The organism is Streptomyces sp. NBC_00988, assembly GCF_045162645.1.
Lineage (GTDB): Bacteria > Actinomycetota > Actinomycetes > Streptomycetales > Streptomycetaceae > Streptomyces.
Window position 1 is genome coordinate 9,619,897 of sequence record NZ_CP108730.1, and the last position, 13,219, is coordinate 9,633,115.

The 13,219-nt window shown below is 70.5% G+C and carries 13 protein-coding genes; 4 read left to right on the forward strand and 9 right to left on the reverse strand.

Features of this window, described 5'->3' with window-relative positions:
* Nucleotides 1-70 precede the first annotated feature (70 nt).
* A complete protein-coding gene (locus tag OG496_RS43635; RefSeq protein WP_405974779.1) occupies nt 71-1,531 on the reverse strand; it encodes an MFS transporter in 1,461 nt (486 codons plus the stop codon).
* Nucleotides 1,532-1,633: 102 nt separating this feature from the next.
* Between OG496_RS43635 and OG496_RS43640 the strand changes: the two genes are divergently transcribed.
* Complete coding sequence (locus OG496_RS43640) at nt 1,634-2,023, forward strand: winged helix-turn-helix transcriptional regulator (protein WP_405974780.1); 390 nt, start codon at nt 1,634-1,636, stop codon at nt 2,021-2,023.
* A 7-nt stretch (nt 2,024-2,030) separates the two neighbouring features.
* Here OG496_RS43640 and OG496_RS43645 read toward each other — a convergent pair whose 3' ends face one another.
* The 5 genes from OG496_RS43645 to OG496_RS43665 all read right to left on the reverse strand — a co-directional run bounded on the left by OG496_RS43645 (nt 2,031) and on the right by OG496_RS43665 (nt 5,636).
* Nucleotides 2,031-2,453: an acyl-CoA thioesterase gene (locus OG496_RS43645; RefSeq protein WP_405974781.1), complete on the reverse strand. Its 423-nt coding sequence runs from the start codon at nt 2,451-2,453 to the stop codon at nt 2,031-2,033.
* Between the two features lie 75 nt (nt 2,454-2,528).
* Nucleotides 2,529-3,182 carry a hypothetical protein gene (locus tag OG496_RS43650; protein ID WP_405974782.1) on the reverse strand — a complete coding sequence of 218 codons (654 nt, stop codon included), beginning with the start codon at nt 3,180-3,182 and terminating at the stop codon, nt 2,529-2,531.
* Nucleotides 3,183-3,242: 60 nt separating this feature from the next.
* Nucleotides 3,243-3,842 carry a histidine phosphatase family protein gene (locus OG496_RS43655; RefSeq protein ID WP_366493832.1) on the reverse strand — a complete coding sequence of 200 codons (600 nt, stop codon included), beginning with the start codon at nt 3,840-3,842 and terminating at the stop codon, nt 3,243-3,245.
* A gap of 3 nt (nt 3,843-3,845) precedes the next feature.
* Complete coding sequence (locus OG496_RS43660; protein ID WP_399389616.1) at nt 3,846-4,379, reverse strand: HAD domain-containing protein; 534 nt, start codon at nt 4,377-4,379, stop codon at nt 3,846-3,848.
* 48 nt (nt 4,380-4,427) lie between these two features.
* Nucleotides 4,428-5,636: a pyridoxal phosphate-dependent aminotransferase gene (locus tag OG496_RS43665; protein ID WP_317887857.1), complete on the reverse strand. Its 1,209-nt coding sequence runs from the start codon at nt 5,634-5,636 to the stop codon at nt 4,428-4,430.
* 88 nt (nt 5,637-5,724) lie between these two features.
* Between OG496_RS43665 and OG496_RS43670 the strand changes: the two genes are divergently transcribed.
* Nucleotides 5,725-6,354 carry a winged helix-turn-helix transcriptional regulator gene (locus OG496_RS43670; protein ID WP_405974783.1) on the forward strand — a complete coding sequence of 210 codons (630 nt, stop codon included), beginning with the start codon at nt 5,725-5,727 and terminating at the stop codon, nt 6,352-6,354.
* A 74-nt stretch (nt 6,355-6,428) separates the two neighbouring features.
* On the opposite strand, the gene OG496_RS43675 is transcribed toward OG496_RS43670, so the two are convergent.
* Genes OG496_RS43675 through OG496_RS43685 form a run of 3 tightly spaced genes read right to left on the reverse strand, consistent with a single transcriptional unit; the run spans nt 6,429 to nt 10,027 of the window.
* A complete protein-coding gene (locus OG496_RS43675; protein ID WP_405974784.1) occupies nt 6,429-7,238 on the reverse strand; it encodes a hypothetical protein in 810 nt (269 codons plus the stop codon).
* Entirely contained in the window at nt 7,238-8,503 is a 1,266-nt protein-coding gene (locus OG496_RS43680) for a VWA domain-containing protein (protein WP_405974785.1), read from the reverse strand. Before OG496_RS43680 ends, OG496_RS43675 begins: the two co-directional genes overlap by 1 nt.
* Before the next feature lie 9 nt (nt 8,504-8,512).
* Complete coding sequence (locus OG496_RS43685) at nt 8,513-10,027, reverse strand: IucA/IucC family protein (protein WP_405974786.1); 1,515 nt, start codon at nt 10,025-10,027, stop codon at nt 8,513-8,515.
* Between the two features lie 151 nt (nt 10,028-10,178).
* Here OG496_RS43685 and OG496_RS43690 point away from each other — a divergent pair, with 151 nt between their 5' ends.
* Both OG496_RS43690 and OG496_RS43695 read left to right on the forward strand, forming a co-directional pair.
* Nucleotides 10,179-11,693 (forward strand): IucA/IucC family protein, encoded by a 1,515-nt coding sequence (locus OG496_RS43690; RefSeq protein WP_405974787.1) that lies wholly within the window; start codon nt 10,179-10,181, stop codon nt 11,691-11,693.
* A 142-nt stretch (nt 11,694-11,835) separates the two neighbouring features.
* Nucleotides 11,836-13,179, forward strand: a complete 1,344-nt coding sequence (locus OG496_RS43695; protein WP_405971617.1) for an IS630 family transposase — start codon at nt 11,836-11,838, stop codon at nt 13,177-13,179.
* Nucleotides 13,180-13,219 lie beyond the last annotated feature (40 nt).

Here is a 13,219-nt window from a genome sequence, read left to right on the forward strand (position 1 = left end):
GTGGGGCGGTCAGAGGCACTGGCGGAGGCGCTGGCCGAGGTTGAAGCGCGGGCGCACGGCCGTGGGGATGTCAGCCCCGCTCCCGCCCCCGGTCCCTCCCCGCTCGCAGCACCGCCGCCGCCAGCACCAGAGCTGCCACCGCGATCAACGCGCCCGTCCGAAAAGCCAGTTGGTACCCCTCCGCAGTCGCCGGAATCAACTCCGCACCCCTGGCGAGCAGTCCGTCGGTCCGTCCCGCCGCCAGCGTCGACAGCACCGCCAGCCCGAGCGAACCACCCACCACCTGCGTGGTGTTGAAGAGCCCGGAGGCCAGTCCCGCGTCCTCCTCCCGCACCCCCGACATCGCGAGCCCGGTGAGCGCGGGCATCGCGGCGGCGAACCCGGCGGCCAGCAGGAGCAGCGCCGGCAGGACGTCCGTGACGTAGGAGCCGTCGGCGGGGGCGCGGCCCAGCAGGGCCATTCCGGCGACGATGAGGACGAGTCCGGCCAGCAGTACCCGGTACGCGCCGAAGCGGCCGATGGTCCGTGCCGACAGGCCGAGCATCAGCACGCCGATCGCGACCGGCGCCGGCAGGAAGGCCGTCCCGGTGAGCAACTCGCTGTAGCCGAGCACCCGTTGGACGTACAACGCGCCGATGAACTGGAAGCCGAACATCGTGCCGATCATCAGGATCTGCACGGCGTTCGCCCCGGTCAGGAGCCGGGAGCGGAACAGACGGAGGCGGAGCAGCGGGCGGGCGGTCCGGGCCTGGCGGACGGTGAACGCCACGAAGAGGGCCAGGGCGAGGGCGGCCAGGAGGAGGGTCGCGGTGAGGGAGCGGTCGCCGGTGCCGATGATGACGTACACCGTGAGCATCAGCGCGCCGGTGACCAGCGCGGCTCCCGGATAGTCCGCGCCTTTGCCGAGTCCGGCGCCCTGTTCCGGGGCGAGGACGCGGACGGCCGCGAGCCATGCCACGATGCCGATCGGCAGGTTGATGAGGAAGATCCAGTGCCAGTTCAGGGCCTGGGTCAGCGCCCCGCCGAGGAACGTGCCGAGCGCCCCGCCGCCGGCGCCGACCGCGCTGAACACCGCGATGGCGCGGGCCTGTTCACGCGGTTCGGGGAAGAGCGCGACCAGCATCCCGAGGACCACGGCCGAGGCCATCGCCCCGCCGACGCCCTGCACGGCCCGGGCCGCGATCAGCATGCCCTGGCTGGTCGCGACCCCGCACAGCACGGACGCCGCGGTGAACACGGCGAGCCCCGCCGTGAACATCCGCTTGCGGCCCACCAGATCGCCCAACCGCCCGACGAGCAGGAGCAGTCCGCCGAACGGGATCAGATACGCGTTGACGACCCAGGCGAGCCCCGGCCCCGAGAAACCGAGGTCGTTCTGGATCGCGGGCATGGCGACCGTGACGATGTTGCCGTCGAGGATCGTCATCAACGTCCCGGCGCACAGGACGACGAGGGACACCCAGCGGGAGTACGTTCGGGGCGACGGGCGCGTCCGTGATGTCTTCGACTCGGACCCGGTGAGTGCCGTCATGACGGTCTGACCTCCGTGGCTATCCATAGGAACCATAGGTGCACGACTTGTAACGGGGTACATCGTGAGGAACCATGGAGGTCGTCGTAAGGAGGCACTTCAATGTCCCAAGGGAACACCGGTGTTACCGTCCAGGTCGTGAACGCGCACGCCTGTCCGGTGCGTGAAGTTCTTGACAGGGTCTCCGGCAAATGGAGCGTGCAGATCCTGGTGGCGGCGGCTCATGGACCCATCCGCTTCACCGAGTTGGAGCGCAGCATCGAGGGCATCAGCCGCCGCATGCTGACCCTCACCCTGCGCAACCTGGAGCGCGACGGACTCGTCACCCGCACCGTGCACCCGACGGTGCCACCAAAGGTCGAGTACGAACTCACCCCGGTGGCCCGTGAGTTGCACGAGACCCTGCTACGGCTGACGGACTGGGCGGAGCGCAACCGCGTCTACATCGCGGAGTCCCGTGCGGCCTACGACACCGAGCGCGAGTCGGAGTAGTACCGGCTCAGAGCCCGAACAGGCCCGGATTCGTGGTCAACTTCCGGAAGAACTCCTGCGGTTGGGCGACCAGCCTGCGCTTCTGGAGGTCCAGCAGTCCGACGGTCGACACGATCTCCGCGGAGACCGTACCGTCCGCCTTGGTGATCGTCTGCAGCACGCGGAACGTCTTGCCCTCGCCCCACTCGAAGCCGCAGCTCACCGTCACCTCCTCGTCCACGCGCAGCTCGCGCAGATAGCGGATGGTGGTCTCCAGGACGACCGGCCCGATCCTCTGGGCGATCAACTCGGGCTGGCCCGCCCCCGCGGCGGTCAGCGCCGACCAGCGGGCGTGCTCCGCGTACTGCAGGTACACGCTCTGATTGAGGTGGCCCAGGCTGTCGGTCTCGTATCCGCGGACGGTCACCGGGACGGAAAACGGCTCGCTCACTGCGTTCCCTTCTCGCACTGACGGACGATCTGCCCAACCGATCTTGGCATGCCCCTCAGGCCCGGTCGGGTCCGTTCACGTCCGCCGCGGTGAGGCAAGTAGATAACTCGCCCCGGAACGCGGCTCCTTGTGCTCGCTCACCTGCCAGCCCGCCCGCTCCAGCGTCCCCGCGCAGGCGCGCAGCGCCTCCCCGTCCGGGTCGCGCACGGCGACGGCCTCGGGCTGCGGGGTCACACGCACCCGGTAGCCCTCCGTGTCCCGTCCGGCGGGCCGGTGCCCGGCGGCCTCCAGGGCGAGCGCGGCGGCCTGCACCAGATGGGTCCGCTCCCAGCCACAGGGCCGCTCCACGGAACCGTCCGGATTGGTCATCCGGCGCAGCTCCAGCAGCCCCTGCCAGGCGCTGTGCACTTCACGGGTGCGGGCGGCAGGGGCGACGCCCGTCTCCTCCTCGCCACCGATGCGCGCGGCGAACACCCCGGCGGTAGTGGTGGAGTTGGGGGTCGCGGAGGCTTCGGCGGCGGCGCCGGGCTCGGCGACCTCCGGTTCGGACTCCCGTATGCGATGCCCCGCCGGCGTCAGAAAGTGGTCGTGCGGCGGACGCGGGTGCCGGAACGCCAGCTCCCGCCTCACCAGCGCGGCGAGCTGCGCCTCCGTACCCCGCAGCCGCCCGGTGACGGGATCGGCGGCGTCGATGACACGCCGTTGCGCGGCGGTCGGCGGTCGTGTCACGGCGTGCTCCTTCCCGTCCGGCGGCCTGCCTTGGGGACGCCCCCGCGTCCCATTTGAAGATTACGACGGGGGTCTGACATTCCAGGCGGCGATGACCGGCCGCCCATGTTCCGTGCTCAGCCGGCACAGCGTCCCGGTCGCGAGCTGGAACAACGCGCCTTTCGACGGCGGCAGCCCGAGCCACCGCGCGGTGAGCACCCGTAGGAAGTGGCCGTGTGCCACCAGGACGACCACGCCCTCGGTGTTGGCGAGGGCCGCGTCCACCTTGGCCAGGGCGCGGTCGGCGCGCTGGCCCACCTGTTCGGGGCTCTCCCCGGGATGGTCCGGCGGCCCGGGCGTGACCCCGTCCGTGAACAGGAACCAGTCCGGCCGGGTGCGCTGGATCTCGACGGTCGTGATGCCCTCGTAGCCGCCGTAGTCCCACTCCCGCAGATCCACGTCGATGCGGACGTCCGTCAGCCCGATCAGCTCGGCGGTCTCCCGGGCGCGCTGCATGGGGCTGACGAACGCGGCGCCGACCCGGTGCGAACGGATCAGCGGCACCAGCCCGCGCGCCTCCTCCCGCCCCTTCGCGGTGAGCGGGACATCGGTCGAGCTGGTGTGCCGCCCCGACCGGGACCATTCGGTCTCTCCGTGCCGTACGAGGAAAAGATCGCCCATAGCTCACAGGCTATGGGCCCACCGCTCCAACGTCGCGAAATCGCCCTCCCGTAGACCCCTGCGCGGGTCCACCTTGAGGAGGAGCGCCGGCCCGTCGTGGTGGGCCTCGACATGCCGTACGTCCAGGTCGGTGACCAGGTCGTCGACCCAGACGAAGGGGCGGCCTGCGGCCCAGGCCACGATCTGGCGGGTCTTCCAGTAGAGGCCGTCCGGGTCCTCGGCGAACAGGTCGGTGAACTCGATCACCGGGAGGTCGCCGGGGAGCCCGACAGCCGGCGCGATCATCTCGTTGGCCTGGTGCATCCAGGTGGTGGCCCAGGCGGGTTCGTACGGCAGCGCGAGTATTCGCTCACCGTGCCCGGGGTGCAGGCGCACCCGCAGCCCGCGCCGCAGCCGCCGGGAGCCCGGCGGCTGCCGGGCCGACCAGTTCGTCGGCCACAGCCGGTGGGTGACATAGCCGCGGTGGCGCAGGATCCGGGCGCCGTACGGGTTGAGGGGGCCGTCGACGTCGAGGAGCAGCAGGGGGCGGTCGGTCATGGGGAGGGGTTACCCAGGGCGGCGCGCCCGTAGCTGTCCGCCTGGCCGTTACTGCCGATACCCGCCCAGGAACCGCCCGATCCGGCCGATCGCCGCCTCCAGGTCGTCGGCGTACGGCAGGGTGAGGATGCGGAAGTGGTCGGGGGTGGGCCAGTTGAAGCCGGTGCCCTGGACGACCTGGATCTTCTCGCGGAGCAGGAGGTCCAGGACGAACTTCTCGTCGTCGTGGATCTTGTGGACCTTGGGGTCGAGGCGGGGGAACGCGTACAGGGCGCCCTTGGGCTTCACGCAGGAGACCCCCGGGATCTCGTTCAGCTTTTCCCACACCACGTTGCGCTGTTCGTGCAGCCGGCCGCCCGGCACGGTCAGGTCGCGGATGGACTGGCGGCCGCCGAGCGCGGCCTGGATGGCGTACTGCGCGGGCGCGTTGGGGCACAGCCGCATGGAGGCCAGCATCGTCAGGCCCTCCAGGTAGTTCTTGGCGTGCTGCTTCGGGCCCGTGACCACCAGCCAGCCCGAGCGGAAGCCGGCCACGCGGTACGTCTTCGACAGGCCGCAGAAGGTGAGGACGACGAGGTCGGGGGCGAGCGCCGCGGCCGAGTGGTGGACGGCGTCGTCATAGAGGATCTGGTCGTAGATCTCGTCGGCGAAGACCATCAGGCCGTGGCGGCGGGCGAGGTCGAGGATGCCCTCGACGATCTCCTTGGGGTAGACGGCGCCGGTGGGGTTGTTCGGGTTGATGATGACGACGGCCTTGGTGCGGTCCGTGATCTTCGCAGCCATGTCGTCCAGGTCCGGGTACCAGTCGGCCTGTTCGTCGCAGAGGTAGTGCACCGCCTTGCCGCCGGAGAGGGTCGTCACCGCCGTCCAGAGCGGGAAGTCCGGGGCGGGGATGAGGATTTCGTCGCCGTCCTCCAGCAGTGCCTGTACGGCCATGGAGACCAGCTCGGAGACGCCGTTGCCCAAGAACACGTCGTCCACGTCGACTTCGAGACCCAGGGTCTGGTAGCGCTGGGCGACCGCGCGGCGGGCGGAGAGGATGCCGCGGGAGTCCGTATAGCCGTGCGCCTGGGGGAGCATCCGGATCATGTCCTGGATGATCTCCTCGGGCGCCTCGAAGCCGAAGAGCGCGGGGTTGCCGGTGTTCAGGCGCAGAACGCTGTGGCCTGCCTCCTCCAGTGCGTTGGCGTGCTCGATCACCGGACCGCGGATCTCGTAACAGACCTCACTGAGCTTGCTCGACTGCCGGAACTCCATTGCGCCCTCGCCCCATCGGCTTCGTGTGTTGCTTGGTTTTACCAAGTGTGAGCTTGGAAAGTCCAACAACATGTCTAGACTGCGTCGCATGTCACCTCGCCGAAGCTACGACCAGTACTGTTCCGCGGCCCGGGCCCTCGACCTCGTCGGCGACCGCTGGACCCTGCTGATCGTCCGCGAACTCCTCGCCGGCCCGCGCCGCTACACGGACCTGCACGCCGATCTGCCGGGTGTCAGCACGGACGTACTCGCCTCACGGCTGAAGGACATGGAGCGGGACGGGCTGGCGACCCGTAGGCGACTGCCGCCTCCCGGTGCCGCCTTCGTCTACGAACTCACCGGTCGCGGGCGGGAGTTGCTGCCCGTGCTGCAAGCCCTCGGCGCCTGGGGTGCGCCCGAGCTGGGGGAGCGGCGGCCCACCGACGCGGTGCGTGCGCACTGGTTCGCGCTGCCGTTGCTGCGGGCTCTGGAGGGGGAGGGGCTGATCGAAGTCCGGCTGGAGGAGGGGGAGTTCCACGTCTACGCGGGGGTGGAGGAGGACGGGCCCGTCTATGGCGAAGGGGCCGCTCCCCGGGAGCCCGATGCCCGTCTCGCGCTGGACGTCGACACGTGTACGGCCCTCGCGCAGGGGGAGTTGAGCCTTCCCGACGCGGTGCGCGCCGGACGTGTCGAGGTGAGCGGCGACGGCATGCTCGCGAAGGCGCTGCGGGAGGCCTGAGAACAGGCCTGAGAACGGGCCTGACATGACAGAAGGCCCGCTGCGGGCGGGCCTTCTGACGGGGCGTCACGGAGTTACATGCCGGGCGGCGGAACCCGTCTCGGTCGCCCCGAACCCCGGGTCAGCGCATATCCGCCGATCCCCGCGAGCGCGGCCAGCACGCCGCCCACGCCGGTCCACACCCAGCGGTCGGACCACCAGCCGGAGGACCAGCCGCCGTCGGGCTCGATACTCGACAGCGCCGCCGACGTCGACGACGAACTGTCCTCATCGGACGCCGACTTGGCCGCGATCCCCGGCGTCAGCGGCTGCGCCAGCGAACCGTCCACCGCCGCCGAACCGCCGATGTCCTTGGAGTCCACGCGGATCTCGGTGCTCACCGGGAGACCCAGGTCCGAGGACTTCAGATCCACGACCGTGAGCCGGACGTAGTACGTGCCCGGCAGCGGGTCGTTGGCCCAAGTCTCCGACCAGGCACGGACGGTACGCAGCGTGCACGCCAGGTCCAGGGAGGTCGCGTCCTGCGCGGCGGTGCGCGTCGCGGCCCCGTACTGGCAGGCCTGGCGGCGCCGCAGCCCGTCGTAGACGTCGAGCTGCCAGGTCTCGCCCGCGTGGGTGTCGGGCAGCTTCACCGTCGCCTTGACGGTGGGGCGTTGGCCGGCGTCCGCGGCGAACGACCAGTACAGGTAGTCGCCGGTGGAGCCGCTCGCGGTGGCCTGCTGGCCCTGGTCGAGCTCCGTCGCCGTACGGAAGGAGGTGCCCGCCTGCGTGGGCGCCGAGCTGTCGTCGGAGGGGCTCGCGGAGGGCGAGGAGTCGGCCGCAGCCGGTGCCGCCGCCAGTCCCGCCAGCAGCAGGGCCGTGCTCAACACACGTGTGATCCGCATCAGTTGGTCCTCCAGACCGCGAGCCGCCAGCGTGACAGCCAGCCCCACAGCAGACCCGCGACGAAGCCGGTCAGCACGAGGGCGCCGAGGAGCCACCAGCCGCGGCCGAGGCCGAAGGAGGCCACGTCGCTCGCCTTGCTGGGCCCGTCCACGACGTCCACGGTGAGTTCGAGGGGCAGACCGGGGGTGGTCTTCACCCCGGTGGCCGCCGAGAAGGAGTTGGTGACCTGCAGACAGACGGTCTCGGCCGGGGCGTTGTCGTCGTCGCTCTCCGCCTTCGGGTAGCGCAGGCCGGTGGAGATGACGTCCGTACGGCCGTTGCCGGTGCCCTCGCCGCGTACGATCTCGCGGCCGTGCACGGTGATGGCCCGCAGCAACACCCCGTAGTCCGGGTTGACTTCACGGTCGGCACCCACGCTCACCGAAGCACGCAGCTCCTGGCCCGGGTTGACGTCCACGCGGTAGAAGCGCTGCTTGCCGAACTCCTCGCGGTCCGTGTAGAGACCGGACTTGAGGGTCGGGGCGCTGGAGCACTGGGCGGTGCCCTCGGTGGCGACCGGGGTCACCACCGGGTCGGCGGCGCGGTCCACCAACTGGCCCACGCGGTCGGAGAGTTCCTCCTTGTGCTGCACGGAGGTATAGGTGCCGCCGGTCGCGTCCGCGATGCAGCTGAGCTGGTCGCGGGTCTTGGCGTCCGGCACCAGACCCAGCGTGTCGATGGTCAGGCCGATGCCCTTGGCCGCGATCTCACGGGCCACCTCGCACGGGTCCAGCGGCTGGCAGGTGTCCTCGCCGTCGCTGATCAGGACGATACGGCGGGTGCCGTCACCGCCGTTCAGGTCGTCCGCCGCCTTCAGCAGGGCGGGACCGATCGGGGTCCAGCCGGTGGGCTGGAGCGTCGCCACCGCGGCCTTGGCCTCGGTGCGGTTCAGGGAGCCCACCGGGTACAGCTGCGCGGTGTCCTTGCAGCCCGTCTTGCGGTCGTTGCCGTGGTAGTTGGCGCCCAACGTGCGGATGCCGAGCTGCACTTCCTCGGGTGTCGCGTCGAGCACCTCGTTGAACGCCTGCTTCGCCGCTGCCATGCGCGAGCCGCCGTCCATGTCCTTGGCGCTCATGGAACCGCTGACGTCCAGCACGAGTTCGACCTTGGGGGAGGCCGCGGAGTCCGTCTCGTCGGCGACCGCTCCGGCAGGGAAGGCGACCCCGGCCGTGAGGGTGGCGAGCAGGGCACAGATCCCCGCCGCCAGCCGTTGTCTTGTGATCATCGCCGGATCCTATTGATCAGATGGACCGGGCTCCAAAACGAGCGGGTTCGGCAGCCCCGTCCACTGGTCCCCGGGCAGCTCCGGCGACAGCCGCATCAGCGTCAACGCCTTGGACGGCAGCGGCTGTTCGAGCAGTGTCCGGAGGTCCGGTGTGCGCGGCAGATCCGGTACGACGGCCGCCAGCGCCGTCCTGAGCGCGGTACCGGAACCCGCCGTACCCGCGAGCGCTCCCGCGACGAGAGATCCGAACAGCTTGCGGCGCAGGGTGAGTTCGTCGTCGGTGACGATGCGTCCGCTCAGTTCGGGGATCGGAATCCCTTGCTCGGCAAGGCGCTTGGGGCTGACGCGGATGTCGGCGAGATCGCGGTAGACCAGGCGCAGCGGGGCACCCGTGCGGGACAGCACCACCAGCAGGTTCTGACCGTGCGCCTCAAGGGCCACGCCGGACTCCAGCAGCCGCAGACAGACGACGAGGGCGAGACGCGTGAACTCGGCCAGCCAGGCGGGCGATCGGGGCAGGTCGGTGACCGCGAGGGCGGCCACCGGCAGAACCCGCTCGCCCGCTTCCGTGTCCGCGTACGTCTGCGGCGACTCGCGCAACACGGCAGCGAGATCGGGGGAGTTGGCCGTGGCCGCGCCCAGTGTGCGGGTGACGTGCAACAGGCCGTCCGAGCGCGCCGCCAGCGTCTCCCCGAACGCGGACAACGTCGCCGACAGCCCGATCGAGTAGACCGAGATGTCCCGCACCGAGGAGGTCAGCCGGGCGCTCAGCGCGGTCTTGACGTGCGGTCCGTCCGACAGGGCGAGGGTGCGCAGGGACATCAGCGGATGCGCGTCGAGCGGAGCGTCGCCTGTCCGCTTCAGCACATGTGCCGCCTGCCACGGGTGCACCGGGATCAACAGCCGCCCCGCAGACCGCAGTTCGTCCGGCCACACCCCCGTCACCAGACACTCCTCCGCCCTCACCGGCACCGACCCCAGGGCCACCACCGGCCGGTGCTCGGGGCCGTAGGCGAGCTGCTCGGCCACCGAGAAGCCGGGCCGGGAGCGGCAGCTGGGGTGGAAGGGGTGCCCGTCGACGATCCGCTGCTCCCACCCCCAGTCGTGCACCGGCCAATCCTCGGAGCGGGCGGGCTGGTTGGCCCGGGACAGCGCCAACGAGGCGACGCTGTGCCCGAGTTCGGCCGCGAAGGCGGTCCCGTGCGGCACGGCGAGGTCCGTCATCAGGCGTGCCGGATCGTCGTAGGCGATGTCGTCGAGGTGGACGACGGTGACGTCGGCGTCGGTCGCGTACGGGTCCGCGTGCGGGCCGCGCAGCCGCCGGCCGTCGGAGAGCCGTAGGACGAGGCCAGGCGTCCGGCCGACGATCCACGGCAGGGGTTCATAGGCCAGCGCTCGCCACAGCCGGGTGAGTACCGCCGCACGGGCGCCGGGGAGTTCGGCCGCGTACCGTTGGACGAGGTCGGGCCGTACGTCGGCGAGTTCCTCGGCGACCTCGGCCTCGGGAAGCGGGGGACGGTCCACGGTCGACTCCTCGGGTGCGGACGGGGCGTCATGATCGGTGACGACGGGAGACAGGGCGGGGAGAGGCGGAGCGGGCAGAGACGGGGCGGCGGGACACTGTGCGACGAGAGACATACTGATCGCGATCGCAGGACACGGACTTAGGGAACGAATGGATCGCGTCGACTTCACACCCCCGGGCGACGACGTGGCGGAGCGCGCCGACGCGTACGCGGCCGCGCCCCTGCTCAACTGTCTGCTGCGGGAGGTGGCCCGGCCGCTCCCGGACCCGGGGGAGCGACACGTGTACCGGCTGCCGGGGAGCGGCCGGCTGCTGCGGGTGCGCGGCGAGCGGCGGCCCGCCGAGCCCGAGGTGTACGCGGACGGCGACTGGCGGCGCGTCGACCACACCGAACTCGTGAAACTCGTCGCCGAGGAACTGACCCGGCACACCGGCGTCTCCAACCACGAACTGCCCGCCGAGATGACGGACAGCCGTGACGCGGTCGCCACGCTGCTCACCGCGCGCGACCGGGCGACGGCGCCGGACGACCCGTATCTCCGCTCCGAACAGTCCTTGATCACCGGCCATCCCTACCATCCCGCGCCCAAGGCCCGCGGCGGCGGCCCCGTCGCGGGCTGGCTGCCCTACGCCCCGGAGGCGTACGCCCGTTTCCCGCTGGTGCTGCTAGGGCTGCGCGAGGACGCGGTCGTGGAGGAGGGGGATGTCTCGGCGCTGGACGCGCTCGGGGAGGCCCCGCCCGGTTATCGGCTGCTGCCCGCACACCCGTGGCAGCTGGACCTTGTGGGCACCGGACTCGCGGACGCCTTCGCGGACGGCCGGCTGATCCGGCTCGGTACGACCGCGACCGAGGCGTGGCCGACGGCGGCGATCCGCACGGTGTACAGCCCCGGGTCTGCGGAACGCGGCGAGGATCTGTTCCTGAAGTTCAGCCTCGATGTGCGCATCACCAATGACGTACGCCGGTTGTGGCGCCACGACCTCCAGAAACTCCAGCGCACGGATACGGCCGTCCGGGACGCCTTCGCCGCGATGGACGGCCCGGCGGCCTGGCTCAGCGACCGCGGTTACCGCACCGCCGACTTCGCCTTCGAGGAACTCGCCGTCCTGGTCCGCGACGGCCTGCGCGAGCATCTTCTGCCCGGCACGACTCCGTTGCTCGCCGCGGGGTTGGTGGAGGGCTTCGAGGGCAGCCCGCTCGACGGTACGGCCGACCCGGGGGCCTGGTGGGAGGCGTATCTGCGGCAGGTCGTACCGCCCGCGATCACGGCGTTCGCCGACTACGGCGTCGTACTCGAAGCGCATCTGCAGAACACGCTGGTCGCCGTCGACGCGGACGGGGTGCCCGCGCAGGCGTTGTACCGGGACGCGGAGGGTGTGAAGCTGCTGACGGACGTGGACCGGGCGGCTGGGTGGGAGCGGTTGGTGTACTGCCTGGTCGTCAACAACCTCGTCGAGATCGCCGGGGTCCTCGCCGAGCGCCACCCGAAGCTGGATCCCTGGCCGGCGGTTCGTGCGGAACTGGTCCGCCACGACGTCCCAGAGGTCGCCGCGCTCCTCGCCTCGCCCACGCTGCCCGGGAAGACGAACCTGCTGTTGCGCTGGACCGGGGCCGATGGTGCGGACGCGCGGTATCTGCCGTTGCGGAATCCGCTGGCGGGGTGAGGGGGAGCGGGCGGGGCGGAGGGGAACCGTTTCGAGTGAAGGGCGGGGCGGAAGGGAACCGTTCCGAACCCGATGACGTCATGAGCGGAGCACCTAGTGTGCTGCGCCAGAAATCCTGATGGTTAGTTACTACCCTGTTGGCATGTCGCATCCCGGGCCTTCTGCTGTGGAGATCACGCTGTCCGAGGCCGAGCGTGCCGAGTTGGTGCGCCGGACGGAATTGCCGCACCGGCGCTCGGCCGAGAAGGCCCGCATCATCCTGGCGTGCGCTGACGGCATGTCAAACGCGGGGGTGGCGCGGGTCGTCGGTGTCCAGGCCAAGACGGTGGGCAAGTGGCGGCGGGCTTTCGCCGCGGAGCGGATGGCCGGGCTTGAGGACGCCGGCTGGATCGGCCGGCCGAAGGCCGACCTGGTCCTGGACGAGGCTGAGCGCAGGCAGCTGACGCAGTGGGCGCGGCAGGCGAAGACCGCCCAGTTCCTCGCGCTGCGGGCCAAGATCGTGCTGCGCTGCGCGGAGGGCGGGACGAACCAGCAGGCCGCGGCCGACCTCGGCATCGACAGGTCGACCGTGGACCGCTGGCGGGCCCGGTTCGTTGCCGAACGCCTCGACGGTCTGCACGACGAGCCCCGCTCGGGCCGGCCGCCCTCGGTCCTCCTCGACCGGGTCGAGGAAGTCATCGTGGCCACCCTGGAGTCCACTCCGGGCAGGGACACGCACTGGTCACGGGCCTCGATGGCGCAGCGCACCGGCCTGTCGAAGTCGACCATCGGCCGGATCTGGAAGCGGTTCGACCTCAAGCCCCACCTGCAGGACTCCTTCAAGCTGTCCACCGATCCGCGGTTCGTCGCCAAGGTCGTCGACGTCGTGGGCCTGTACCACCACCCGCCAGAGAAGGCGGTGGTGCTCTGTGTGGACGAGAAGTCCCAGATCCAGGCACTGGACCGCTCGCAGCCGGTCCTGCCGATGATGCCGGGCATGCCCGAACGCCGGACCCACGACTATCTGCGGCACGGCATCACCAGCCTGTTCGCCGCCTTCAACATCACTGACGGCACCGTCATATCCCAACTCCACCGCCGTCATCGTGCGATTGAGTTCAAGAAGTTCCTGGTCCGGATCGACAAGGCGGTGCCCACCGGACTCGACGTCCACATCGTCTGCGACAACTACGCCACCCACAACACTGCCGAGATCAAGACGTGGCTGAGCAGACACCCGCGCTTCCACATCCACTTCACCCCCACCGGCTCCTCCTGGATGAACCAGGTCGAGCGGTGGTTCGGCCTGCTGACCGACAAGCTCATCCGCCGCGGCGTCCACACCTCCGTGAAGGCCCTGGAGAACGACATCACCGCATGGATCGACACCTGGAACGAGAACCCACGGCCCTTCACCTGGACCAAGACCGCCGACGAGATCCTCAACTCCCTCGCCGACTACCTCACCAAGGTCGGAACCGTCAGCCAGAAAACCGAGCAGAACTAACCATCAGGATTTCTGGCGCAGCACACTAGAATGGTGGCCG